This window comes from uncultured Brevundimonas sp. (genome assembly GCF_963975535.1).
GTDB lineage: Bacteria > Pseudomonadota > Alphaproteobacteria > Caulobacterales > Caulobacteraceae > Brevundimonas.
In genome coordinates this window covers 344,649-368,449 of sequence record NZ_CAXBHE010000004.1, presented here as the reverse complement: position 1 = coordinate 368,449, position 23,801 = coordinate 344,649, and the positions used below count along the sequence as shown (strand labels likewise).

General features: G+C 70.2%; 18 protein-coding genes. 5 read left to right on the top strand and 13 right to left on the bottom strand.

Going from position 1 to position 23,801, the window contains the following annotated elements; genetic code table 11:
• Nucleotides 1-227: 227 nt before the first annotated feature.
• The 6 genes from hflX to dusB form a co-directional block, all read right to left on the bottom strand.
• Nucleotides 228-1,541, bottom strand: coding sequence for a GTPase HflX (gene hflX / locus AACZ75_RS08140; protein WP_339872322.1), 1,314 nt, complete (start codon nucleotides 1,539-1,541; stop codon nucleotides 228-230).
• On the bottom strand, nucleotides 1,542-1,787 hold the full coding sequence (gene hfq, locus AACZ75_RS08135) for an RNA chaperone Hfq (protein WP_339872321.1): 246 nt from the start codon (nucleotides 1,785-1,787) through the stop codon (nucleotides 1,542-1,544). It lies immediately after the preceding gene.
• 114 nt (nucleotides 1,788-1,901) lie between these two features.
• Nucleotides 1,902-2,765 (bottom strand): D-amino-acid transaminase, encoded by an 864-nt coding sequence (locus AACZ75_RS08130; protein WP_339872320.1) that lies wholly within the window; start codon nucleotides 2,763-2,765, stop codon nucleotides 1,902-1,904.
• Complete coding sequence (locus AACZ75_RS08125; RefSeq protein WP_339872319.1) at nucleotides 2,762-4,177, bottom strand: sigma-54 dependent transcriptional regulator; 1,416 nt, start codon at nucleotides 4,175-4,177, stop codon at nucleotides 2,762-2,764. Before AACZ75_RS08125 ends, AACZ75_RS08130 begins: the two co-directional genes overlap by 4 nt.
• A 9-nt stretch (nucleotides 4,178-4,186) precedes the next feature.
• Complete coding sequence (locus AACZ75_RS08120) at nucleotides 4,187-6,487, bottom strand: PAS domain-containing sensor histidine kinase (RefSeq protein WP_339872318.1); 2,301 nt, start codon at nucleotides 6,485-6,487, stop codon at nucleotides 4,187-4,189.
• Nucleotides 6,484-7,539, bottom strand: a complete 1,056-nt coding sequence (gene dusB, locus AACZ75_RS08115) for a tRNA dihydrouridine synthase DusB (RefSeq protein WP_339872317.1) — start codon at nucleotides 7,537-7,539, stop codon at nucleotides 6,484-6,486. The genes AACZ75_RS08120 and dusB overlap by 4 nt, the downstream gene beginning before the upstream one ends.
• Nucleotides 7,540-7,603: 64 nt before the next feature.
• Between dusB and AACZ75_RS08110 the strand changes: the two genes are divergently transcribed.
• On the top strand, nucleotides 7,604-8,740 hold the full coding sequence (locus tag AACZ75_RS08110; protein WP_339872316.1) for a bifunctional 2-C-methyl-D-erythritol 4-phosphate cytidylyltransferase/2-C-methyl-D-erythritol 2,4-cyclodiphosphate synthase: 1,137 nt from the start codon (nucleotides 7,604-7,606) through the stop codon (nucleotides 8,738-8,740).
• On the opposite strand, the gene AACZ75_RS08105 is transcribed toward AACZ75_RS08110, so the two are convergent.
• Nucleotides 8,737-11,028, bottom strand: a complete 2,292-nt coding sequence (locus AACZ75_RS08105) for a fused MFS/spermidine synthase (protein WP_339872315.1) — start codon at nucleotides 11,026-11,028, stop codon at nucleotides 8,737-8,739. The genes AACZ75_RS08110 and AACZ75_RS08105 overlap by 4 nt on opposite strands.
• An 84-nt stretch (nucleotides 11,029-11,112) precedes the next feature.
• On the opposite strand from AACZ75_RS08105, the gene AACZ75_RS08100 reads away from it, so the two are divergent.
• Both AACZ75_RS08100 and AACZ75_RS08095 read left to right on the top strand, forming a co-directional pair.
• Complete coding sequence (locus AACZ75_RS08100; RefSeq protein ID WP_339872314.1) at nucleotides 11,113-11,607, top strand: CinA family protein; 495 nt, start codon at nucleotides 11,113-11,115, stop codon at nucleotides 11,605-11,607.
• The gene (locus AACZ75_RS08095) at nucleotides 11,604-11,852 is read left to right on the top strand and encodes a sulfurtransferase TusA family protein (protein WP_339872312.1); all 249 of its coding nucleotides are present in this window, start codon (nucleotides 11,604-11,606) and stop codon (nucleotides 11,850-11,852) included. Before AACZ75_RS08100 ends, AACZ75_RS08095 begins: the two co-directional genes overlap by 4 nt.
• Here the strand turns inward: AACZ75_RS08095 and AACZ75_RS08090 are convergent.
• On the bottom strand, nucleotides 11,818-12,768 hold the full coding sequence (locus AACZ75_RS08090; protein ID WP_339872311.1) for a YihY/virulence factor BrkB family protein: 951 nt from the start codon (nucleotides 12,766-12,768) through the stop codon (nucleotides 11,818-11,820). The genes AACZ75_RS08095 and AACZ75_RS08090 overlap by 35 nt on opposite strands.
• 182 nt (nucleotides 12,769-12,950) lie before the next feature.
• Between AACZ75_RS08090 and AACZ75_RS08085 the strand changes: the two genes are divergently transcribed.
• Nucleotides 12,951-14,282 carry a diguanylate cyclase gene (locus AACZ75_RS08085; RefSeq protein ID WP_339872310.1) on the top strand — a complete coding sequence of 444 codons (1,332 nt, stop codon included), beginning with the start codon at nucleotides 12,951-12,953 and terminating at the stop codon, nucleotides 14,280-14,282.
• Between the two features lie 16 nt (nucleotides 14,283-14,298).
• Here the strand turns inward: AACZ75_RS08085 and mfd are convergent, their stop codons facing one another.
• Both mfd and AACZ75_RS08075 read right to left on the bottom strand, forming a co-directional pair.
• Complete coding sequence (mfd, locus tag AACZ75_RS08080) at nucleotides 14,299-17,748, bottom strand: transcription-repair coupling factor (protein WP_339872309.1); 3,450 nt, start codon at nucleotides 17,746-17,748, stop codon at nucleotides 14,299-14,301.
• The gene (locus AACZ75_RS08075) at nucleotides 17,748-18,050 is read right to left on the bottom strand and encodes a succinate dehydrogenase assembly factor 2 (protein WP_339872307.1); all 303 of its coding nucleotides are present in this window, start codon (nucleotides 18,048-18,050) and stop codon (nucleotides 17,748-17,750) included. The genes mfd and AACZ75_RS08075 overlap by 1 nt, the downstream gene beginning before the upstream one ends.
• A gap of 85 nt (nucleotides 18,051-18,135) precedes the next feature.
• Here AACZ75_RS08075 and recG point away from each other — a divergent pair, with 85 nt between their 5' ends.
• Nucleotides 18,136-20,226 (top strand): ATP-dependent DNA helicase RecG, encoded by a 2,091-nt coding sequence (recG, locus tag AACZ75_RS08070; RefSeq protein WP_339872333.1) that lies wholly within the window; start codon nucleotides 18,136-18,138, stop codon nucleotides 20,224-20,226.
• Here recG and AACZ75_RS08065 read toward each other — a convergent pair.
• From AACZ75_RS08065 to rfaE2, 3 genes are read right to left on the bottom strand one after another with little or no spacing between them, the layout of a single operon-like run.
• Nucleotides 20,223-21,332 (bottom strand): DUF3089 domain-containing protein, encoded by a 1,110-nt coding sequence (locus AACZ75_RS08065; RefSeq protein WP_339872306.1) that lies wholly within the window; start codon nucleotides 21,330-21,332, stop codon nucleotides 20,223-20,225. The genes recG and AACZ75_RS08065 overlap by 4 nt on opposite strands.
• The gene (rfaD, locus tag AACZ75_RS08060) at nucleotides 21,329-22,330 is read right to left on the bottom strand and encodes an ADP-glyceromanno-heptose 6-epimerase (RefSeq protein ID WP_339872304.1); all 1,002 of its coding nucleotides are present in this window, start codon (nucleotides 22,328-22,330) and stop codon (nucleotides 21,329-21,331) included. The genes AACZ75_RS08065 and rfaD overlap by 4 nt, the downstream gene beginning before the upstream one ends.
• On the bottom strand, nucleotides 22,327-23,799 hold the full coding sequence (gene rfaE2, locus AACZ75_RS08055; RefSeq protein WP_339872303.1) for a D-glycero-beta-D-manno-heptose 1-phosphate adenylyltransferase: 1,473 nt from the start codon (nucleotides 23,797-23,799) through the stop codon (nucleotides 22,327-22,329). Before rfaE2 ends, rfaD begins: the two co-directional genes overlap by 4 nt.
• Nucleotides 23,800-23,801: the final 2 nt, after the last annotated feature.

The following is a 23,801-nucleotide window of genomic DNA, read 5'->3' as shown; positions in this document are numbered from 1 at the left end:
CCCCAGCTTCTCAGCCCACCCCCGGGTGAACAACCTTCATAGCTTCGACACCTAGTGCCCCTCCACCGCTGAAGCCGGGGCGAAGGCTAGCACCCCTCCACCGCTTCGCGGTCCCCCTCCCCACGCCTGCGGCGCAGGGAGGAGACAGAAGCCCGCACCGTCTCCTCCCCATTCCATGGGGAGGGGGACCCCGAAGGGGTGGAGGGGAAGCCGCCCCGCCCGCGCGTCTACCCGAACTGCCGCTCGAACCGGCCCAGGGCGGCGGGATGCAGGCGCACCACGACATGGGTGCGGCCCTCGGCGTCGGTTTCGCGGCCGGTGACGCGGCCGTTTTCGTAGAGCCAGGCCAGGGCCTCGCCCTGGGAGGGCAGCAGGATCAGCTCGGTCTCGGGGTCGTCGTCGATCAGGTCGGCGATGGTCTGGCGCAGGGGTTCGATCCCCTCCCCGGTCCAGGCCGAGACGGCGACGGCCTTGCCCTGGGCGCGCAGGCGTTCGGCCTGGCCGAGCACGGCCTCGCGGGTCTCGGGATCGAGCAGGTCGGTCTTGTTCCAGACCTCCAGCATCCGGCGGGTCTTGCCTTCGGGTGTGGGGATCTGTTTCAGCACCGCCTCGACGTCTCGGGCCTGGGCCGCGCTGTCGGGACTGGCGATATCGCGGACGTGCAGGATCAGATCGGCCTCGCCGACCTCTTCCAGGGTGGCGCGGAAGCTTTCGACCAGTTCGTGCGGCAGGTCGGAGATGAAGCCGACGGTGTCGGCGACGATGGCCGGGCGGCCCTGCGGCAGGCGGATGGTGCGCTGGGTTGTGTCGAGGGTGGCGAACAGCAGGTCTTTCGCCACCACGTCCGAGCCGGTCAGCCGGTTGAACAGGGTCGACTTGCCGGCATTGGTGTAGCCGACCAGGGCCACGGTCGGGAACGGCACCTTCTTGCGCGCCTTGCGGTGCAGGCCACGGGTGCGGCGCACCTCGTCCAGCTCGATCTTGAGCTTGACGATGCGGTCGGCGATCAGGCGGCGGTCGAGTTCGATCTGGGTCTCGCCGGGGCCGCCGGTCGAGCCGGTGCCGCCGCGCTGGCGTTCCAGGTGGGTCCAGGTGCGGACCAGCCGCGACTTCTCATAGTCCAGCCGCGCCAGCTCGACCTGCAACCGGCCTTCCTTGGTGCGGGCGCGGCGGCCGAAGATCTCGAGGATCAGGCCGGTACGGTCGATGACCTTGGCGTCGAGCGCGTTTTCCAGATTGCGCTGCTGCACCGGGGTCAGGTCGTCGTCGATGACCACGGCCTCGGCCTCGGCGGCGCGGACCAGGGCGGCCAGTTCCTCGACCTTGCCCGAGCCGAACAGGGTCGCGGGCGTGATGCGGCGCAGGTTGACGATCTCCTCGGCGCGCACGTCGAGGTCCAGGGCCCGGGCCAGGCCCGCCGCCTCTTCCAGCCGTTCGCTGGCCAGACGCGGACTGTCGTCCGCGCCGGCACCGGTGCGTTCGGGGTGGATGACGACCGCCCGGATCAGCGGGACGGTGTGATCAATGAATTTCTGGGTCAATCAGTCTTCGTCGGCCTCGGGCTCGTACATGGTGACGGGCGCAGCGGGCATGATGGTGGAAATGGCGTGTTTGTAGACCAGTTGCGACTGGCCGTCGCGGCGCAGCAGCACGCAGAAATTGTCGAACCAGGTGACGATGCCCTGCAGTTTGACGCCGTTGACGAGGAAGATGGTCAGCGGGGTCTTGGTCTTGCGCACGGTGTTCAGGAAGGTGTCCTGGAGGTTCTGGCGCTTTTCTTGAGACATGTCAGGTTTGTCCTGTTCTTCGTTGTTCGCCGGCCGGGGAAGCGGCACGGGGTCGATCGGCGTCGACCCTGCACCTTAGGCACCGTCTTCGCCGGGCTGCAACGCCGGCTCCCTCTAGATGGCCCCGCGTTTCGCCTGGTCAAGATACAGGGTCCGCAGTTTGCGCGTGACCGGTCCCGGCGTGCCGTCGCCGATGGTGGTGCCGTCGATGGAGACGGCGGGCATGACGAAGGCCCCCGCGGCGGTGAAGAAGGCCTCGCGGGCGCGTTTGGCCTCGTCGACGCTGAACGGGCGTTCGTCCAGTTCGATCTTTTCCTGTTCGACCAGGGCGAGGATGGCGGCGCGGGTGATGCCGCGCAGGATGTTGGCCTGGGTATCGCGCGTGCGCAGCCTGCCGTGCTCGTCGACGATCCAGGCATTGGTCGAGGACCCCTCGGTGACCAGGCCCATGTCGTCGACGAACCAGGCCTCATAGGCCCCGCGCTCGCGGGCCGCCTGTTTGGCGAGGATGTTGGGCAGCAGGCCGACGGTCTTGATGTCGCAGCGGCCCCAGCGGATGTCGGGCTGGGTGATGACGGCGACGCCCCGGTCGGCCTGGGCCTCGGCCTTGACCGCACTCATCGAGCGGGCGGTGACGATGACGCTGGGCGGGGTGCCCTCGGGCGGGAACGGATGGTCGCGCCGGGCGGTGCCGCGGGTGACCTGCAGATAGACGATGCCATTGCGCACGCGGTTGCGGCGCACCGTTTCCTTCAGCACCCGGGTCAGGGCGTCGCGGGTCATCGGGATGGCGATGCGGAGTTCGGTCAGGCTGCGCGCCAGACGGGTCATGTGGCCGTCGAAATCGGCCAGTTTTCCGTCGAACACCGACCAGACCTCATAGACGCCGTCGGCGAACTGGAACCCCCGGTCCTCGACGTGGACCACGGCCTGGCCGTGCGGCACATAGGTGCCGTTGACATAGGCGACGCGGCTCATGACTCTTCGCTGCCTTCCACGTCGTCGTCGCCGCCGCGCGACGGCGAAACGCCCAGCGACTTCAGCTTGCGGTGCAGGGCCGACCGCTCCATGCCGATGAAGCCGGCGGTGCGCGAGATGTTGCCGCCGAACCGCATGATCTGGGCGGCCAGATATTCCCGCTCGAACACCTCGCGGGCCTCGCGCAGCGGCAGGGCGATGATCCGTTCGGCCCCCATGGTCGTGCTGCCCGCGTTGTTGCTTTCCTCGGGCGGCAGCATGTCGGCGGTGATCGGCTCGCTGACGTCGCCGGTGGCCAGGATCAGCAGCCGTTCGATGTTGTTGCGCAGCTGGCGGACGTTGCCGGGCCAGGGATGGACCTGCAGTACCGCGATGGCGTCGTCACCGAGACGGCGGCGCGGCAGGCCCTGGGAACTGCACAGGGTCTCGATGAAATAGTCGATCAGCTCGCTGATGTCCTCGCGCCGCTCCGACAGCGGCGGCACCCGGATCGGCACGACGTTGAGCCGGTGGAACAGGTCCTCGCGGAAGCGGCCGGCCTCGATCTCCAGCTTCAGGTCGCGCGAGGTCGAGGTCACGACACGGACGTCGACCTGGACGTCCTGTTCGCCGCCGACCCGGCGGAAGCGCTGTTCGACCAGGACGCGCAGGATGCGGCTCTGGCTTTCGCGCGGCATGTCGCCGACGTCGTCCAGATACAGGGTGCCGTTGTGGGCCCGCTCGAACACGCCGATCTTGCGCGGGCGGCCGTCGACCCCCTCCTCGCCGAACAGTTCCAGGTCGAGCCGTTCCGGCGTCATGCCGGCGGCCGAGATGGCGACGAACTCGGCCCGGGCGCGGGCGCTGGCCTCGTGGATCTGGCGCGCGACCAGCTCCTTGCCGGCTCCCGGGGGACCCGAGATCAGCACCCGGCTGTTGGCCGGGGCGACCTTGGTGATGGTGGTGCGCAGGGTCTGGGCCGCGGCCGAGCGGCCGATCAGGCCGGCCGGGGTCATCACCTGGGCGCGCAGCCGCCTGTTCTCGCGCTTCAGCGTCGCCGCCTCCAGCGCCCGTTCGATCACCACCACCAGCCGATCGGACTTGAACGGCTTTTCGATGAAGTCATAGGCCCCGCGCTTCAGGGCGCTGACCGCCGTCTCGATATTGCCGTGCCCCGAGATCATCACCACCGGCAGGTCCGGGTCGAGCTCCTTGATGATGTCCAGCAGCTCCAGCCCGTCCAGGCCGCCGCCCTGCATCCAGATGTCGAGCAGGGCCAGGGACGGCTTGCGCGCCCGGATGGCGGCCAGGGCCTCGTCGGAGTTGGCGGCGACGCGGACCGCATGGCCCTCGTCCTCCAGCAGGCCGGACACCAGTTCCCGGATGTCAGCCTCGTCGTCGACGACTAGAATGTCGGCTCCCGTGGATCGCATGACGCCTCGCTATTCGGCCGTCGGGGCGGTCGACGGGCGTGAGCCGGCCTTCCGGTCCCCGGCGGCGCCGGTCGGTTTCAGGGGGAAGATAAGGGAGACGCGCGCGCCGCCCAACTGTTCGGCGTCGGCCAGTTTCAGCTCGCCGCCGTGGTCCTCGCAGATGCGCTTGACGATGGCCAGGCCGAGGCCGGTGCCCTTGTCGCGCGTGGTCACATAGGGCTCGGTCAGTCGGTCCCGATCCCTGGCCGGAAGGCCGACGCCGTCATCCTCGATGATGAAGCTGGCGAGGCCGTCCTCGATCTCCAGCCGGGCGATCACACCGGCGGTTTCGTCGTCACCGGCGCGCGGCTCGCGCTCGCGTCGCGCCGCGACGGACTCGCCGGCGTTCTTGAGAATATTGGTCAGGGCCTGACCGATCATCCGGCCGTCGCCCTGCAGCGGCCCGCGCGGCAGCGGGTCGGACATCTCGACCAGGATGTCGGGGGCCGCCACGCGCTGGGCGAAGACGGCCTCGCGCAGCAGTTCGGCCGGGTTTTCGGTGGTGAAGCGCGGGGCCGGCATCCGGGCGAAGGACGAGAATTCGTCGACCATGCGGCCGATGTCGCCGACCTGGCGGATGATGGTTTCGGTGCAGCGATCGAAGACCTCGACGTCGTCGACCACCTGGGAGCGGTATTTGCGCCGCAGCCGCTCGGCCGACAGCTGGATCGGGGTCAGGGGGTTCTTGATCTCGTGGGCGATGCGTCGGGCCACATCGCGCCAGGCGGCGTTGCGCTGGGCCGTGACCAGTCGGGTGATGTCGTCGAAGGTCAGCACCATCTCGCCGCCCAGCCCCCCCTCGATGCGCACGCGCAGGCGGCGGGTCTCGCCGTCGCGGGTGACGTCGATGTCTTCCTCGATATGGGCCTCGGCGCGTTTGACCAGGTCGCTCAGCTCCGGCGAGATCGCGGCCAGCGGCTTGCCGTGCACGGTCGGGGCGTCGATGCCCAGCAGCTGGACCGCACTGTCGTTGACGGCCGAGATCCGGCCCTTGCGATCCAGGCCGATGACCCCGGCCGAGACGCCCGACAGCACGGTCTCGATGAAGCGGCTGCGGCCCTGGGCCTCCTCGCTGGCCGCCTTCAGCGCCGCCTGCTGGGCCTGCAGGTCCTCGGTCATGCGGTTGAAGGCCTGGGACAGGACCACGATCTCGCCGGGATCGCCCTCGGAATTGACCCGGGCCGTCAGATCCCCGCCGGCCACCCGGTCCGCCGCCTTGACCAGGCGTCCGATCGGGGCCGAGATCGCCCCGGCTGCGGACATGCCCAGCCACACGGCCCCGACCAGCACCAGCAGGGCGGTCTCGAGATAGCTGAGGGCGAAGGCGGTCTGGATCCGGGCCCGGCTTTCCTGGGCCTCGCGATAGGCGATGATCGATTCCTCGCCGTTGCGCATCTGGGCGATCAGGCCGGGCTGCATCGGACGCACGAGATAGAGATAGGCGTCACCGTACTCCGACAGCGGATAGAGGGTGCGAATGGTGTCCGGGTTTTCCGTCACATTGATCGGTGCGGTCTCGCCCTGTGCGGCCTGCTCCAGGTCCTGTTGCGACGGCGCGAGGTAGGGTGGCGCGCCCGGCAGTTCGCCCTGGGCCAGCACCTGCCCCCGTCCGTCCAGGATGTAGAGCGCGGGATAGCCGAACAGATCGGCGATCTGGGCCAGGATTTCCGAGAACTCGATGCGATAGGGGAAGCGGGAGCGGGCCTCCGGCGCCGACAGCTCGTTCGAGATCACCTCAAGGTCCGATTCCACCTGCAGGCTGACGTCCCGGACATAGGCGCGACCGATGTTGGCCCCGTTCTCGACCGCCGCCTGGACGTTCTGGCTGAACCACTGGTCGACGCCGCGATTGACCAGAACCCCGAACACCAGCGCGATCAGAATGGCCGGGACCACGGCCACGAGGGAAAACAGGGTGACGAACCGCAGGTGCAGGCGCGCGCCGGCATCGCGGCGATTGCGCACGACCAGCAGCACCCGGCGACCGACGACGACCGCCAGGCCGGCGATCAGCAGCAGATTGCCGATCAGGATGTAGAGGACCGCATGCCCGGCCATGGCCCGGGCCCCGCCCTCGCCGTCGCTGCCGCCGCCGCCGGGGGCCACGGCCACCAGCCAGATGGCGGTGGCGGTGATCAGGAAGGCGATGACATAGGCCGCGGCGAACAGGGTACGGCTGCGTTTCTGCGACAACCAGCCGGTCAGCAGGGCGGGGCTCCGGAACGGATTTCCGGAGTCCTTGTCCGACAACATCTGCAGCGGGTTGCTCATACCCCTCCAGCTTCGGCCAACTGTGGCGCAGGATCAACAGCGGAGTTGCGGATATGCTCCACTTCTGTGTGCCAGAGGTCCGTCAAGGCCTGCGCGACCGCGTCGGGGTCGTCCAGTCGGCACAGGCGGGCCTTGGCCGCGCGCCGTTCCAGCGGGTCGGCCGGCCACGGAGCCTGTTCGATGTACCAGCCCAGGTGTTTGCGGAACATCTTCAGCCCCAGCGGCAGGCCGTAGAAGGCGGCCGAGGCGCGCAGGTGGTCGATGACGATCGTCAGCCGGGCCGCGCGGCCCGGCTCATCCAGCACCGTGCCGTCGGCGAGGGCCCGTTCCAGGTGGGCCGCCAGCCAGGGGCGGCCATAGACGCCGCGGCCCAGCATCACCCCGTCCGCCCCTGACTGTGCGAGAGCGTCGCGCGCGTCCTGGGCGGTCAGGATGTCGCCGTTGACGATGACCGGGATCGCCACCGCCGCCTTGACCTCACCGACGGCGGTCCAGTCGGCGACGCCGGTGTAGAATTGCTTGCGGGTGCGGCCATGGACGGTGACCGCCTGGATGCCGAGACCCTCGGCCCGTCGCGCCAGGTCGGCGGCGTTGCGGCTGGTGTCGTCCCAGCCCAGCCGCATCTTGACGGTGACCGGGCGGCCGGTGGCCTGGACCGCGGCCTCGATCAGCCGGCAGGCCAGATCCGGCGTGCGCATCAGAGCCGAGCCGCAGGCGGCGCCGGTGACCTCCTTGGCCGGGCAGCCGAAATTCAGATCGATGATGTCGGCCCCGGCCGCCTCGGCCATGCGCGCGCCCTCGGCCATGGCGGTGGGATCGCGCCCGACCAGCTGGATTACCGTCAGCGGCAGGCCTTCGCCCACGGCGGCGCGACGCACCACATCGGGCCGGGCCCGGGCCAGTTCGGCGGCGGCCACCATCTCGGTTGCGACATAGGCCGCACCCAGCCGCGAGGCGAGCTGCCGGAAGGGCAGATCGGTGATTCCGGTCATGGGGGCCATCAGCACCCGGCCGGGTACCGAAACGTCGCCGATCTGGAGTCCTGTGCGCATCCGTTCCCTGACACCGGTTGAGGCCCCTCTCGTCAAGGCCGAGTTGGGCGCTTAGAAGGCGGCCATGACATTTGCAGCGATCGTCGTGGCCGCCGGAACGGCCTCCCGGGCCGGGGGTAACAAGCAATGGCGGTCCCTGGGCGGCAAGCCCGTGCTGCGCTGGTCGGTCGAGGCCCTGCTGGCGGCCGGGGCCGAGGATGTGGTCGTGGTGGTGGCTGCGGGGGCCGGTGCCGCCGCCGCCGCGGCCCTGGCCGGGCTTGAGGGCTGGCGCACGGCGACCGGAGCCGACAGCCGGGCCGGTTCGGTCCGCAACGGGCTTGAGGCCCTGGGCGGATCCGACGCCCGTGCGGTGCTGGTGCATGACGCCGCCCGCCCCTTCCTCGACCGGGCCGTGATCGATCGGGTGCTGGCCGGGCTGGACGGAGCCGACGGAGCCCTGCCCGCCCTGCCCGTCGCCGACAGCCTGCGTCGCGGCGACGGCGGTTTCGTCAGCGGTGCCGTCGAGCGCGACGGCCTGTGGCGGGCCCAGACCCCCCAGGCCTTCCGATATCGGACCCTGGTCGACGCCTGCGCCGCCTGGACAGATGCGCCCGGGCCGGCCGACGAGGCCACCGCCGTCGAGCGCGCCGGGGGGCGTGTCCGGCTGGTCGCTGGTGATGCCCGTCTGATGAAACTGACCTATCCCGAGGATTTCGCCATGGCCGAGACGCTGATCGCCCGCCGGACCCGCGTCGGTCAGGGGTTCGACGCCCATCGCTGGGGGCCGGGAAGCTCGGTCTGGCTGTGCGGGGTCGAGATCCCGCATGACCAGACCCTGATCGGTCATTCCGACGCCGACGCCGGGCTGCACGCCCTGACCGATGCGATTCTGGGGGCCATGGGCGACGGCGACATCGGCGATCATTTCCCGCCCACCGACCCGCAGTGGAAGGGGGCGTCGTCCGACCGTTTCCTGACCCATGCGGTCGCGCGTCTGGCGGCGCGCGGCGGTCGGCTGGTGAACGTGGATGTGACCCTGATCTGTGAGCGCCCGAAGGTGAAGCCGCACCGGCAGGCGATGCGCGAACGCCTCGCCGACCTGCTGTCGCTGCCGCTCGACGCGGTCAGCGTCAAGGCGACGACGACCGAGGCCATGGGCTTCACGGGGCGGGGCGAGGGTCTGGCCGCCCAGGCGCTGGCGACGGTCGAGCTGCCCGCCTAGTTGCCGTCACCCATGCCCCGGACCATGGCCCCGAACAGATTGATGTAGTCATCGGTCCACGGCCGCACGTCCGGATCGGCCAGGGTGCGCCAGCCGCTGTCGGGGCGGAATTCGGCCAGGCCCGCCGGCGTCGGTGACAGGACCAGGGCCTCGGTCGAGGCCTCGGCCATGACCGGCGACTCCGGGGTTTCGATATAGATGCGGTGGCGGCTGGCCACGCCCAGGGCGCGCGCCGCGGCGGCGGCCGGCAGGGTGATGTCGAGGTTGCGGTTCGACAGGTGCAGCACCACCACCCCGTCGGGCTTGAGCAGCGACAGATAGCCGTCGATGGCCTCGACCGTCAGCAGATGGGTCGGCACGGCATCGGACGAGAAGGCGTCGATGATCAGCAGATCGTAGGTGCCGGCCGGCTCGCGCGCCATCGTCAGCCGCGCGTCGCCCAGCACGGTCCGGACCGGGCCGGCGGCACAGTGCGAAATATAGGTGAACCAGTCCGGGTCCCGCGACAGCCGGTCGACCATGGGGTCGATCTCGAAGAAGGTCAGCCGGTCGCCCGGCCGCTTGTAGGCGGCCATGGCCCCCGAACCCTGGCCGACCACACCGATATTGGTCCCCGGGCCGCGTGACTGCACCATCTGGGTGGCCTGGCCGATCGGCGTGGCCGTCGCATAATAGAGGGTCGGCCGGCACTCGAACTCCGGAGCTCGCGCCTGGGCCCCGTGCAGGGTGGTGCCGTGCATCAGCACATGGACGTCGCCGCCCAGCCGCGGGTCGGGCACATTGGCCACGCGCATCACCCCGAAGAAGCTGCGCTCGCTGTAGCTCCAGTCATAGCCGCGGGCGATGTGCTGGGCCGACAGGGTGATCAGGGCCAGCAGGATCACATAGGCGGGGGTGCGGTCGCGCAGCAGGAAGGCCCCGATCATCGCGACCATCAGGATGACCTGGGTCAACTGCTCCATGCGCCAGTCGAAATTGCGGTTGAAGGCCCAGGCCAGGTCCCAGTCGGCCTGGAACATGGCCGACAGCAACGGCGGCAGGGCGCAGACCAGCACCGCCCCGACGAAGGTCAGGATCTCCCATTTCCGCACCTCTTCGCGCGACCACGGCCGGGCCAGGGCGACCAGCACCAGCACCAGCGGATATTCCCACACCATGTTGAAGATGACCGGGGCCAGCAGGGCGGTGAAGGCCCCGCCGACCACGCCGCCCAGCGACAGCAGCAGATAGAATTCGGTCAGCCGGTCGGGCGGTGGCCGCCGCTCGGCCAGGCGCTGGTGGCACATCAGGGCCAGGAAGAAGAAGGTGGCCAGATGCAGGGCGAACATCAGCGGCCAGGCCCCGGTGCGGAAGGCGGTGAAGCTGACGCAGACCGCGCCCAGGGCCCCGGCGAGGGTCAGGGTCACCGGCAGGGGGATCCACGGCCGGGTCTGGAAGGCGATGACGAACGTCAGCAGATACAGGGCCAGCGGGATGACCCACAGGAAGGGGGCCGAGGCCACGTCGGTCGACAGATGGGCGGTGACCCCCAGCATCAGGCTGGACGGGGCCGCCGCCAGCAGCACCCATTTGCCGCGCTCCAGCCAGGCGACCGGCGGGCTGCGGACCAGGCGGGCGGGCTCGAGGCGGCGATCGGCGCGCCGGAACCAGACCACGCCGGCCAGGGCGGCGATCATCAGCACGAACAGCAGATAGCCGCCGCTCCAGCCCCAGCGCTGGCCGGACAGCGCCGCCAGCGGCTCGACCAGAACCGGATAGGCGAGCAGGGCCAGGAAGCTGCCGAGATTGGAGGCGGCATAGAGGGTATAGGGGTTCTGGCCGTCGGCATGACCGGCGCGGACCCGGGCGTACCAGGCCTGCAGCAGCGGGGCGGTGGCGGACAGGACGGCGAACGGGGCCCCGACCGACAGGGTCAGGGTCGCCAGCAGCCACAGGATGGGGGCGGACGGGTCCGGATCGCCGGTCACGCCGCTGATCGCCAGCGGCAGGGTTACGGCCGCGGCCAGCAGCAGGGCCAGGTGCACCCCCAGCTGGACGCGCATCGAGCCGAGCTTCTGCAGCAGATGGGCATAGCCGTAACCGATCAGCAGCGCGCTCTGGAAGAAGACCATGGCGGTATTCCAGACGGCCGGCGATCCGCCCAGCATCGGCAGGACCAGCCGGGTCACCATCGGCTGCACCACGAACACCAGGGCGGCCGAGGTGAAGATGGCCACCGCGAACAGCCAGGGAGTCAGGCGGTCGGCGACCGGGGGGGCCGCGCTCCGGTCGATCACGGTGTCGCTCATCTGGCCCTCCGGTTGCGGGCCCCGTCGACAGATCGGCGGCCGGGGGCCACGTTAGACCGACTCGCGCCCGCTTCGGATAGACCCATGTTCCCAGACGACATCGATGCCCTCGCCGCGACGGTGATCCGGCTGGCGATCGGGCGCGGCCTGCAGCTGGCCACGGCCGAGAGCTGCACCGGCGGGCTGGTGGCCGGGGCCCTGACCGGCGTGGCCGGCTCATCGGCAGTGCTCGACCGCGGCTTCGTCACCTACAGCAATGCCGCCAAGACCGATCTGGTCGCGGTGCCGGCCGCCCTGATCGAGGCCCACGGGGCCGTATCGGCCCCGGTCGCCCGGGCCATGGCGGCCGGGGCCCTGGCCCGGTCCGCCGCCGCCCTCGCCGTGGCGGTCACCGGCATCGCCGGCCCCGGCGGCGGCACGGAACACAAGCCGGTCGGGCTGGTGCATTTCGCGACGGCGGGGTCGACCGGGGTGGTCCATGTCGAACACCGGTTCGGCGATCCCGGGCGCGAGGCGGTGCGCCTCGCCAGTGTCCGGGTGGCGCTGACCCTGCTGATCGACCGGTTACAGGCCGGATGAGCGGGGCCGGTCCGATCCTGGTCGACGCGCGCGGTCATCGGTGTCCGGTGCCCAGTCTGAAACTGCGCCGGGCCATGGCCGGCCTGGGCCCGGGCGTGCGGCTGACCCTGCTGGCCACCGACGCGATGGCGCGAATCGACGTCCCCTGGCTGATGAGCGAGCTCGGCGGCCGGATGATCGGGATCGAGGAAGCCGACGGCGTCCTGACGCTTACCGTCGAGACGCCCGTCGCTCCGACAGGTTGACGACGGAGCTCGGCAGGGGTTCGGGCGGATCGAGCGACGCGATCCGGTGGGCGCGCAGCGCGATCTCCAGTTCGGTGGCGAAGGCCCCGCCGTAGAAGATGGCGTTGACGTTCCACGACAGCCAGATCAGCAACACCACGACGGCGCCGACCGAGCCGTAGGTCGCCCCCAGCAGGGCGATCTGCTCGACATAGACGGCGCACAGCCACGACGACACCATCGACATCACCGTGGCGACCAGCCCGCCCGCGACCGACGGCCCCCAGGCGACCGGGACGCGATGGGCCATCGCATAGCGGTAGAGCAGGGTCAGGCCGAGGGCGAGGCCCAGGGCCGGCAACAGGCCGTCATAGGGCAGGCCACTCTCGCTGATCTGGATATTGGTCCCGGCGTGCTGCAGCAGGCGCAGGGTCACCACCGCCCCCGAGACGATGGTGAACAGGGTGAAGGCGACGACGGCGACGAAGAAGGCCAGCAGGTTGAACCGGAAGAAGCCGTGCGGCTCGCTTTCGTCATGAATAAGGTTCAGTCCGGCCAGCAAGGCCTTGAATCCACGGTGGGCGGCATAGGCACCGACAATCAGGGCGAAGGCGCTCTGGGTCGAGACGGTGCGCGCCGAGGTGTTGGCCAGCCGTTCGATCTCGGCCAGGAAGATGGCGCGGGCCGCCGAGGGCAGCACATCGGCCAGGGCTGCGGCCTGTTCGCCGACCTGTCCGATCGACATCACCACCTTGTAGAAGCCGATCAGGATGGCGATGGCCGGGAACACCGCCAGCAGGGCGAAGAAGGAGACGCCGCCCGTATAGAGCATCACGTCCCGACCCCAGCTGCGGGTGAAGGCGCGCACGGCCAAGCGTCCCCAGAGCGACGGTCGGCCCATGAACCGGGCCTCGGCAATGTCCGACTTAAGGTTCAAACCGGTTCCCGCGACCGCACAGTCGGCAAGTCTAGCGCAATTCGGTGGCGGGGAAAGCAGATGGTTCATCCCCGGCATTCGCCGCTGCGGCGTTGCGTCCGCGCCCCGGCCCTCGCTATGGTCGCCCGGGGTTCGCTCGACGCGTGTTCAGTGTTGTTGGACCGGGGCCATGGAGACAGTGTTTGGGTTTCGATCCGCGTATTCTGATTGTCGCGCCTGACGACGATCTGATCGGGCCCCTGTGCCAGGGGCTCGACGCCCTGGGCTGGACCACGGTCACGGCCCGGACCCTGCCCGCCGCCCTCGCCAGCCTGGCCGACCTGCCGGTCGAGGCGGCCATCGTCGATGCGCGCGCTCCCGGCGTGGCGGCCACGATCGCCGCCCTGCACGACGCCGTCCTGCCGCGACGCCTGCCGGTGATGGCCGTGGGCACGGGCGATGGCGATTCGCCGCCGGCCGGGGCGGACATCGTCATGTCGACGCCGCCCCACGCCGTGCAGGCCGCCCTGCGGCTGGAACATCTGGTGCGTACCGCCATCGCCGGGGAGGAGATGATCCAGCGCGAGGCCACCTTCGCGGCGCGCGGGGCCCCCCTGCCCCCGGCAGTGGTTGACGTGTCGCCGCTGCGGATCCTCGCGGCGGGCAAGCCCGATCATCGCTTTCTGGCCCTGTCCAATGCCCTGACGGCGCGCGGCTGCGAGGTGGTGGCGGCCCCGACCCCCTACACGGCCTTCGACTATCTGCATGAGCGGCCGTTCGATGCCGCCATCCTGTGGGGGGCGGAGGATCATGCCCCGGCCCTGTCGATCGCCGCGGGCATGAAGCGCAACACCCGCCTCTATCATATCCCGGTGGTCCTCTATCTGCGGGGCAGCGGCGAGATCAATCTGGGCGAGCTGTACAACCGGGGTTTCGCCGACGTCGCCGCCGCCGATACCGCCGAGGACGAGACCGCGGAACGGGTCGTGGCCCTGGCCCGGGGCCATCGGCACCACCAGAGCATCCGCAAGGCGCTGGAAGCCGCGCGGGGCTCGGGCCTGACCGATCCGACCACCGGCCTGTTCACGCCCGAACTGTTCGCCGCCCACCTGGCGCGGATTTCCGGCGGGGCGCGGGTCCGCCGCCGGCCGCTGTCGGTCTGCGTGCTGCGGGTGGCCGAGACCGAGGCGGTGGTCCAGGCGCGCGCCGACGGCTGGCTGGACCGGGCCCTGCCCCAGATCGGGGCCATGGTCTCGCGCCTGATCCGCACCGAGGACACGGCGGCGCGCCTGTCGGCCGATGTGTTCGCCCTGGCCCTGCCCGCGACCCCGGCCGCCGCCGGGCGGATCGCCGCCGAACGGATTGCCGCGGTGATCGGCTGCACCGCCTTCGACGCGGGGCCGGACCGGTCGCCGTTCGTGGTCGAGTTCGAGGTCGGGGCCGCCGAGGCGGTCGCCTCCGAGTCGCCGGCCGCGGTGCTGGAGCGGGCCTCACGCGATGTCGGCAAAACCCAGAGCAAGATCGCGCCGGATTGAGGTCGTCCGTCGGGGCTCAGGCCGCGGCGACCCGGGCCAGGTCGGTGGTGATCCGTTCGGCCACCTTCAGCCGTTCCTCCGGCGTGTCCCAGTCGCCCTTGACCACGATCTTCTGGTCCGGCCGCAGCTTCCAGAAGGCATGGTTCTTCTGGATCAGCCCAACCAGGCCCATCGGATTGGGGAAGGTGTTGTTGCGCAGGGTCAGCACCGCCCCCTTGGGCCCGATGTCGATGCGCTCGATACAGGCGATCTTGCAATTGGCCTTGATGCCGACGATGCGCAGCAGCTGACGGGCCTCGTCCGGCAGCGGGCCGAACCGGTCGATCAGCTCGGCCGCCAGGGCTTCGCGCTCCTCGCTCTGCTCGGCGTCCGAGAGGCGACGGTACAGGCTCAGTCGAACGTTCAGGTCCGGGACATAAGCCTCTGGAATCAGGACCGCCGCCCCGACATTGATGGCCGGTGACCAGCCGCGGTCCGGGGCCTCGCCCCCGCCGGTCTCGCGCAGTTCGGCGACCGCGTCCTCCAGCATCTGCTGATACAGCTCGACCCCGACCTCACGGATGTGACCCGACTGCTCGTCGCCCAGCAGATTGCCGCCGCCGCGCTGGTCGAGGTCATGGCTGGCCAGCTGGAAGCCGGCCCCCAGATTGTCGAGCGACTGCAGCACCTGCAGCCGGCGCTCGGCCGACAGGCTCATCGGCCTGTTGGTCGGTGTGGTCAGATAGGCGAAGGCCCGCGCCTTGGAGCGGCCGATGCGGCCGCGGATCTGGTGCAACTGGGCCAGGCCGAACATGTCGGCGCGGTGCACGATCAGGGTGTTGGCGGTGGGAATGTCGAGGCCGCTCTCGACGATGGTGGTCGACAGCAGCACATCATAGGTGCCGTCGTAGAAGGCGCTCATCACGTCTTCCAGCTGGGTCGGCGACATCTGGCCGTGGCCGACGACGCATTTCACCTCGGGCACGTGCTCGCGCAGGAACTGCTCGATGTCCGGCAGGTCCTTCAGGCGCGGCGCGACATAATAGGCCTGACCGCCGCGGTATTTCTCGCGCAGCAGGGCCTCGCGCACCAGCACCGGGTCCCACGGCGTCACATAGGTCCGCACCGCCAGCCGGTCGACCGGCGGGGTGGCGATGATCGACATCTCGCGGATGCCGGACAGGGCCATCTGCAGGGTGCGCGGGATCGGTGTGGCCGTCAGGGTCAGCAGGTGGACGTCAGCGCGCAGCGACTTGAGCTTTTCCTTGTGCTTGACGCCGAAATGCTGCTCTTCATCAACGATAACAAGGCCCAGATCGCGGAACCCGACCTGATCTGACAGGACGGCATGGGTGCCGACCACGATCTCGAACTGGCCGGTCTTCAGGCCCTCGCGGGTCTCGGCCGCGTCCCGGGCGGTCACCATCCGCGACAGGTGGCGCACCGTCACCGGCCAGCCGGCGAAGCGCTCGCTGAAGGTCTTGAAATGCTGGCGCGCCAGCAGGGTCGTCGGGCAGACGATGGCCACCTGCTGGCCGCTCATGGCCACGACGAAGGCGGCGCGGATGGCCACCTCGGTCTTGCCGAAGCCGACGTCGCCGCAGATCAGCCGGTCCATCGGCGTCCCCTTGCCGAGGTCCTCCAGCACATCGCCGATGGCATTCAGCTGGTCGTCGGTCTCCTCATAGGGGAAGCGGGCGCAGAATTCGTCGAACAGGCCGTGCGGCGGGGTGATCGACTCCGAGGTCCGCATCGCCCGCTTGGCCGCCAGGGCGATCAGCCCCTCGGCCATGTCGCGCAGCCGGGCCTTGGCCTTCGACTTGCGGGACTGCCACCCGGCCCCGCCCAGCCGGTCCAGCTGGACCCCGTCGCTGTCGGTGCCGTAGCGGGTCAGCAGGTCGATGTTCTCGACCGGCAGATAGAGCTTGCTCTCGCCCGCATACAGCAGCTCGAGGCAGTCGTGCGGGGCCTCCTGGATCTCGAGCGTCTTCAGGCCTTCGTAGCGGCCGATGCCGTGGTCCAGATGGACGACCAGATCGCCGGTGGTCAGGGCCGAGGCCTCGGCCAGGAAGTTCGAGGCGCGCCGCTTGCGTCGCGGTCGCGCCAGCCGGTCGCCGAGGATGTCGGTCTCCGAGATCACCGCCACGTCGTCGGTGACGAAGCCGTGCTCGACCGGCAGGACCCCGCGCAGCATGATCTCGGGCGGCGCGGCCTGGACATCGGCCCAGTTGCGCACGGCGATCACATGCTCGAGCCCGTGGTCGGCCAGCATGGCCGCGAGCCGTTCGGACGAGCCTTCGGTCCATGAGGCGAACAACACGCGTCGGCCGTCGGCTTTCAGGCTGCGGGCGTGCGCGGCGACGGCCTCGAACAGATTGACGCTGTCCTGGGCCCGCTCGGCCGCGAAGGTCCGGCCCAGGCGGCCACCGACGTTGTCGTCGGGGCCCTGCAGCGGGGTGAAGCGGCGCACGGCGCGCCCGGCCAGGGCACTGTTCCAGTCGCCGTCGTCCAGATACAGGGCGGCCGGTTTCAGGGCGCGGTTGGCGGTTCCGGTCTTGGCCTTCGACGCCTGCTGGCGGGCGTCCCAGGCGTCGGCGGTCAGGGTCCAGCGTTCGGCCCGCGCCTGTTCGACCTGGTTGTCGAGGAAGACGGCGGCGCTGTCCGGCAGATAGTCGAACAGGGTCTCCAGCTGCGGATAGAGCAGCGGCAGCCAGTGCTCCATCCCTTGCCGGCGTGCGCCTTCGCTGACGGCGGCATAGAGCGGGTCATCGCCTCCGGTGCCGAACAGATTGAGATAGCCGGTGCGGAAGCGCGAGATGGTCTCGGCGTTCAGCAGGGCCTCGGACACCGGCGACAGGGCCACGGCCTTCAGCTGGCCGGTCGAGCGCTGGGTGGCCGGATCGAAGGTGCGGATCGACTCCAGCTCCGAGCCGAACATGTCCAGCCGCACCGGCTCCTCGAAGCCGGGCGGGAAGACGTCGATGACGCCGCCGCGCACCGCATATTCGCCGCGCTCGGACACGGTCGAGGCGCGCACATAGCCGTTGATGGTGAAATAGGTTTCCAGCGCCGCCGTATCGAGATCGCGACCGACCCGGGCCTCGAAGCCCGCGCTGTTGGTGACGCTGCGCGGCGGGGTGCGCTGGATGGCGCCGGCCACCGTGGTCACGATCAGCAGCGGTGTACGATCGTCCGGCGCACGGTGCGACAGCCGGGTCAGGGTGGCCATCCGCGCCGCCGAGACCGAGGACGACGGGCTGAGCCGGTCGTAGGGCAGGCAGTCCCAGGCGGGATAGTCCAGCACCTCGAGGTCGGCGGCGAAGAAGCCGAGGGCCTGGCTGAATTCACTGGCGCGGCTGTGGTCGCGGGCGATGAACAGGCTGACCCCCCCGCCGGCCGCCAGCTGTTCGGCCACGGTCAGGGCGTCGAGGCCCTCGGGTGCGCCGCCCAGCTGGGTATCGATACGTCGCGGAAGACTGCCGTCCATCACCCCGCGCCCTCGGCGACCACGGCGGCGACATGGTCGCGCATGAAGGCCTGCAGGCGGGCCATCACCGGGCCATCGTGTTCGGGCGGGATCGGCGTCGTACCGATGATCCAGGCATAGAGGTCGTGATCCTCGGCCTCGAGCATCGCTTCAAAGGCGTCCAGCTCGGCGGTGTCGAGCGTCGGACCGATCTGTTCGGCGAAGGGACCCAGCACCAGATCGGCCTCGCGGAAACCCCGGCGCCAGGCCCGGAAGATGATCCGGCCCAGGCGTTCTTTCAGACGTGCGTTCGTATCGGCCACAAGGATCCTTGCCCGGTTCATTCGATTCACTGACGCGTTCAGATAGCGTTCCATGGGGCGTTTCGCCAGCTATGCTGTCGGCATCATGCGGCCCCAGATTCTCTTTCCCCTGTTTGCGGAGGTTTCCAGCCTGAAGGGCGTGGGACCGCGCATCCTGCCGCTGGTGCAGAAGTTGGCCGGACCGCTGGTGCGCGACGTGCTGTTTCTCGGCCCGACCGGCCTGATCCTGCGCCGCCGCACCACGGCCGCCGCCGCCGTCGAGGGCGAGGTCGGGGTGTTCGATGTGGTGATCGACCGGCTGATCCCGCCGCACAAGGTCGGGGTGCCGCTGAAGATGCGGGCCAGCGACGACACCGGCTTTATCCATTTGATCTGGTTCGCCGGCTCACCGACCCATATCGACCGGCTCGCGCCGGCCGGGTCGCGGCGGCTGGTCTCGGGCAAGGTCGAGCGTTTCAACGGCGAGGTGCAGATCGCCCATCCGGACTACATCCTGGCCCCCGACAAGGCCGACGAAATTCCGGTGGTCGAGGCCGTCTATCCGGCCACGGCGGGCCTGACCTCGCGGGTGGTGCGCAAGCTGGTGACGGGGGCGCTGGCCGTGGCTCCCGAGCTGCCGGAATGGCAGGACCCGGCCTGGCTGGCGGCGCGTGGCTGGCCGGACTGGCACGCGGCGATCATGGCCCTGCACGCCCCGGCCGGCCTGGCCGACCTCGAGCCCGACGCCCCGGCGCGCCAGCGACTGGCCTATGACGAACTGCTGGCCCACCAGCTGGCCCTGGCCCGGCGGCGGCAGGCGCGGCGGGTTACGCCGGCCACGCGGATCACGCCGGGTGAGGCCTCGGCCGCCCTGCTGGCCGCCCTGCCCTTCACCCTGACCGGGGCCCAGGTCGGGGCCATCGCCGAGATCCGCGCCGACCTGGCCTCGGGCGAACAGATGGGCCGGCTGCTGCAGGGCGACGTCGGTTCCGGCAAGACCGCGGTCGCGGCCCTGGCCATGGCCGATGCGGCGTCGTCGGGGGTTCAGTCGGCCCTGATGGCCCCGACCGAGATCCTCGCCCGTCAGCACTGGCAGCGGCTGGCTCCGATGCTGGAGGCAGCCGGGGTGCGCAGCGTGCTGCTGACCGGGCGCGACACCGCCGGCGAACGGCGCGAGCGTCTGGCGGCCCTGGCGTCCGGCGACGCCGCCGTGGCCATCGGTACCCATGCCCTGTTCCAGGACGCCGTGGTCTTTGACCGGCTGGGTCTGGCGGTGATCGACGAACAGCACCGCTTCGGCGTCAGCGAACGCCAGCGGCTGCAGGCCAAGGGCGATCCGCGCACCGGCGGCGTGCATCTGCTGACCATGTCGGCGACCCCGATCCCGCGCACCCTGGAACTGACCCAGTACGGCGAGCTGGAGGTGTCGCGCCTGACCGAAAAGCCGCCCGGCCGCACGCCGGTCGCCACGGCGGTCCTGCCGCTGGCGCGGATCAGCGAGGTGGCCGCCCGGCTGAAGGCCGCGGTCGACAGCGGGGCCCAGGCCTACTGGATCTGTCCGCTGGTGGCCGAATCCGAGGCCAGTGACCTGGCCGCCGCCGAGGCGCGGGCCGTCGACCTGGCGCGTGTGCTCGGGGTCGAGGTCGGCCTGGCCCACGGCCAGATGCCCGGAGCCCGGCGCGAGGCGGTGATGGCCGAGTTCGCCGCCGGCCGTCTGCCGGTGCTGGTCGCCACCACGGTGGTCGAGGTCGGGGTCGACGTGCCCAATGCCTCGATCATGGTCATCGAACACGCCGACCGGTTCGGCCTGGCGCAGCTGCACCAGCTGCGCGGACGGGTCGGGCGCGGGGCCAAGGCCAGCGCCTGTATCCTGCTGTACGGCGGTCAGGACGGGGGGCTGGGCCAGACGGCGCGCGAACGGCTCGAGACCCTGCGCCGCACCGAGGACGGCTTCGAGATCGCCGAGGAGGATTTCCGCCTGCGCGGCGGGGGGGATCCGCTGGGCCTGCGCCAGAGCGGTTTCCCGGCCTACCGGTTAGCCGATCCGGTGCGGCACCGGGCCCTGATGCAGACGGCGGCGGACGACGCCCGTCTGGTGCTCAACCGCGACCCCGACCTGACCTCGGCCCGGGGTCAGGCGGTGCAGGTCCTCGAGGCCCTGTTCGACTGGCGCAACGACCGGGCCGGAACCGACTAGATCCGGGGCTGGTCGGCCAGCCAGACCGCCAGCCTTGCCTCAACATCTGCTTCAATATCGCCATAGAACAGATTGTAGGGGCGTGCCTTTCTACGATCGCTCCAGCTTCCCGTCTCGCGGAAGGACTCCAGTCCGGGCTGGCTGTAGCGCAGCAGGCCGTCGCGGCATTCGGTGGCCACCTCACGGGCGATCAGGGCCGGACGCGCGCCCTGTTCCAGGCCGGTGGCATTGGTCGCTCCCCGGTGGTGACGCGCCTCGACCGGCGCGGTATCAGTCGAGCCGGTCACCGGATTGACGCAGAGGGCGGCCCGGTCGTTCAGATCCACCAGCTGACCCCGCGCGTTCCACACCAGCGCCCGCCGCAGCCGTCCGCGCGCGGCCCCGTCATTGTCGAAGGCCACCGGAGACCAGGCGACCACGCAGCCGGTGCGGTTGCGGCTGACGCAGGCCGGCACCGCCGGGGCCAGGCCGGAGGCGGGCGCCACCACATCCATCAGATAGACCGCGACCAGCCGGCGCCGCAGGGCCGGATCGTCGGCGATCCGCTCGCGGACCAGCCGTTCCAGCAGTTCCCCGCCCTGTTCGACCCCGGCCAGCACCAGGGGGCCGTGCGGGTGGCCGTCCAGCCAGACGTCGAACGCCGCGGCGATGTCACCGTAGGCGAAGGCCCGGGCCTCGCGGGCATCATCGCGCAGGGTCAGCCGGGTATAGAGGCTGGCCTGGCGGTAGCGGGGGGCACTGATGGCCCCGGCGCGCGCGAACGGCCCGGCATAGTTGGGCAGAACGACCCGCTTCAGATAGGCGTCCGCCTTGCGGTCGCCGATCGGTCCGTTCCACTCGCGCCCGCCGTCATAGGTGGTGGAATGGACGAAGAAGACGGCGGCGGGACCGGCGTCGGCGGTGCGGGCGTCGCGCAGGGCCCAGGCGGCCGGCGTGGCATAGTCCGGGGGCGGGGGCGGACTGTAGGTCTGGAACGGCACCTGGGGGTTCAGTCCGGCCTGCAGGATGTCGCCACGCCAGACCGCAATCGCCGCCACAAACGCGAACACCAGCGCAAAGCCGGTCCAGCCGACCCATTGGCGCAAGGTCAGCGGCGGGCCCTTCATCGATACGGATCCGGGGTGGCGAGATAGTCCTGCACATAGCGCCGGACCCCCTCTTCCAGCGGCGTCGACTGGCCCTCGAAGCCGGCGGCGCGGATCCGGTCCATCCGGGCCTCGGTGAAATACTGGTATTTATCGCGGATCACCTCGGGCGTATCGACATAGTCGATGCGGGCCGCCTTGCCGGCGGCGGCGAAGGTGGCGCGGGCCAGGTCGGCGAACGAACGGGCCTGACCGGAGCCGGCGTTGTAGATGCCCGAGACCGACGGCGTCTCCAGCAGCCAGATGATGATGTCGACCACATCGTCGACGAAGACGAAGTCGCGCATCTGGCCGCCGTCGGCATAGTCGGACCGGTGCGAGCGGAACAGGGTCACCGGCTTGTCGGCGGCGACCATGGGCCAGATCTGGGCCACGACCGACTTCATCGTGCCCTTGTGGCCCTCGTTCGGGCCGTAGACGTTGAAGAATTTCAGCCCGGCCCACTGGGCCGGGGCCTGACTGCGCTCGGCCTGGCGCAGGGCGTACTGGTCGAACAGGAATTTCGAATAACCGTAGGCATTTAGCGGACGAAGCGCCGACAGGGAGTCAAGATCGTCCTTGTCCTCGAAGCCCTGCTCGCCGTCGCCGTAGGTCGCGGCCGAAGAGGCGTAGATCAGCCGGCAGTCGCGGATGGCGCACCAGTCCCACAGGTCGCGCGACAGGGTGTAGTTGGTGCGCAGGATCAGGTCGGCGTCGGGCTCGGTGGTGGCCGAGATCGCCCCCATATGCACGACCGCCAGTATGTCCTCGGCGTGGCGTTCCAGCTGTTCGAACAGCTCCTCCGGCTGCCAGAAGTCGGCGATCGGGTGTTTGGCGATATTCTTCCACTTGGCCAGGTCGGCCGTCTCCAGCCGGTCGCAGACGACGACGTCGTGGCGGTCGTCGGCGCACAGCCGGGCCACAATGTTGGAGCCGATGAAGCCGGCCCCGCCGGTCACCACGATCATCTGACGGCTCATGCGGGATCCTTCATCTTCTCGATGGTGCGGGTGGTGGAATAGCCGTCGCTGAAGGTGGCCAGACGGACCACCCCGCCCCAGCTTTCGACCGCGTCGCCGCCGACGACGCCCTCGCGGGTATAGTCGGCCCCCTTGATCAGCACATCCGGGCGCAGGCGTTCGATCAGGGCGATCGGGGTCGGGTCGTCGAAGGAGGTGACGCGGTCGACGCTGGACAGGCCGCCCAGCACCACGGCGCGGCTGTCCAGATCATTGACCGGCCGCCCCTCACCCTTGAGCCGTCGCACCGAGTCATCCGTGTTCAGCGCCACGATCAGCCGGTCGCACCAGCCGCGCGCCTGGGCCAGATAGGCGACGTGGCCGCGGTGCAGGATGTCGAAACAGCCGTTGGTGAAGCCGACCTTCAGGCCCTGGCGTTTCCAGCCCTCGACCTCGGCCGCCAGCTCGTCCAGCGGGGTGACCTTGGCGTGGGCGGCGTGGGCGTGCTGGCTCATCTCGGCGTCGATCAGCTCGGCCGGGGTGACCACGGCCGTGCCCGCCTTGCCGACCACCACCCCCGAGGCGAGGATGGCGAACTGGACGGCGGTTTCCAGCGTCGATCCGGCCGCCAGGGCCAGGCCCAGGGCGGCCAGACCGGTGTCCCCGGCCCCCGAGACGTCGAACACCTCGCGGGCCCGGCCCGGAAAATGCTGAACCGGCCCGTCCCGGCGGGCCAGGCTCATACCCTTGCCGGCGCGGGTGACGACGATGGCTTTCGCGGTCGTTGCGGCCAGCAGGGCGGTCAGGGCCGCCTCGACCTCGGCGTCGGTCTCGACCGGCAGGCCGGTGGCCCCGGCCAGTTCGCTGGCATTGGGCTTGATCACATCGACGGCCCCGTAGCGGGCGAAGTCGCGTCCCTTGGGGTCGACTACCACGGCCGCGCCGCTCGCACGGGCTGCGGTCAGGGCCGCGGCGATCAGGCCGTCGCCGACCACCCCTTTGGCGTAATCTGACAGAAGAATCGCAGAAGCCGTGGAAAAGGCGTCGCTGTCATCCAGTGTCTGACGCTGATCCGACTCGTCGTCGAGACGCAGCAGCTGCTGGCCGGCGGCGACGAACCGGGTCTTGATCACGGTGCTGGCCCCGGCTGGTCGGACCACGAAATCCTCGATCCGGGACTCATCGGCGATCAACCGGCCCAGATCCTGACCGGCGGCGTCGTCGCCCGCCACCGCCCCCAGTCGCGCCCGCCCACCGAGGGCCGCGACATTGCGGGCGACATTGCCGACCCCGCCGGGCATGGCCACCGTCTGACCGGCCCGCAGCACCGGAATCGGGGCCTCGGGCGAGATGCGGCTGACCTCGCCATAGACGTAGCGGTCCAGCATCAGATCGCCGACGCAGGCGATCTTCAGGTCGCGCACCCGGTCAAGCAGGGTCTGCAGGGTCCCGAGGTCGAGGGGACGGGTTTCGGGAGATCGTTCAGCCATGG

Bases quoted from the DNA above. Each gene is read 5' to 3' on its own strand.
- recG (WP_339872333.1), top strand. From the start codon at position 18,136: ATGCGGCCCCAGATTCTCTTTCCCCTGTTTGCGGAGGTTTCCAGCCTG.
- dusB (WP_339872317.1), bottom strand. From the start codon at position 7,539: ATGCGCACAGGACTCCAGATCGGCGACGTTTCGGTACCCGGCCGGGTG.
- hfq (WP_339872321.1), bottom strand. From the start codon at position 1,787: ATGTCTCAAGAAAAGCGCCAGAACCTCCAGGACACCTTCCTGAACACC.
- AACZ75_RS08105 (WP_339872315.1), bottom strand. From the start codon at position 11,028: ATGAGCGACACCGTGATCGACCGGAGCGCGGCCCCCCCGGTCGCCGAC.
- rfaD (WP_339872304.1), bottom strand. From the start codon at position 22,330: ATGAGCCGTCAGATGATCGTGGTGACCGGCGGGGCCGGCTTCATCGGC.
- rfaE2 (WP_339872303.1), bottom strand. From the start codon at position 23,799: ATGGCTGAACGATCTCCCGAAACCCGTCCCCTCGACCTCGGGACCCTG.
- AACZ75_RS08120 (WP_339872318.1), bottom strand. From the start codon at position 6,487: ATGAGCAACCCGCTGCAGATGTTGTCGGACAAGGACTCCGGAAATCCG.
- AACZ75_RS08130 (WP_339872320.1), bottom strand. From the start codon at position 2,765: ATGAGCCGCGTCGCCTATGTCAACGGCACCTATGTGCCGCACGGCCAG.
- mfd (WP_339872309.1), bottom strand. From the start codon at position 17,748: ATGGACGGCAGTCTTCCGCGACGTATCGATACCCAGCTGGGCGGCGCA.
- AACZ75_RS08065 (WP_339872306.1), bottom strand. From the start codon at position 21,332: ATGAAGGGCCCGCCGCTGACCTTGCGCCAATGGGTCGGCTGGACCGGC.
- AACZ75_RS08100 (WP_339872314.1), top strand. From the start codon at position 11,113: ATGTTCCCAGACGACATCGATGCCCTCGCCGCGACGGTGATCCGGCTG.
- AACZ75_RS08110 (WP_339872316.1), top strand. From the start codon at position 7,604: ATGACATTTGCAGCGATCGTCGTGGCCGCCGGAACGGCCTCCCGGGCC.
- AACZ75_RS08125 (WP_339872319.1), bottom strand. From the start codon at position 4,177: ATGCGATCCACGGGAGCCGACATTCTAGTCGTCGACGACGAGGCTGAC.
- AACZ75_RS08095 (WP_339872312.1), top strand. From the start codon at position 11,604: ATGAGCGGGGCCGGTCCGATCCTGGTCGACGCGCGCGGTCATCGGTGT.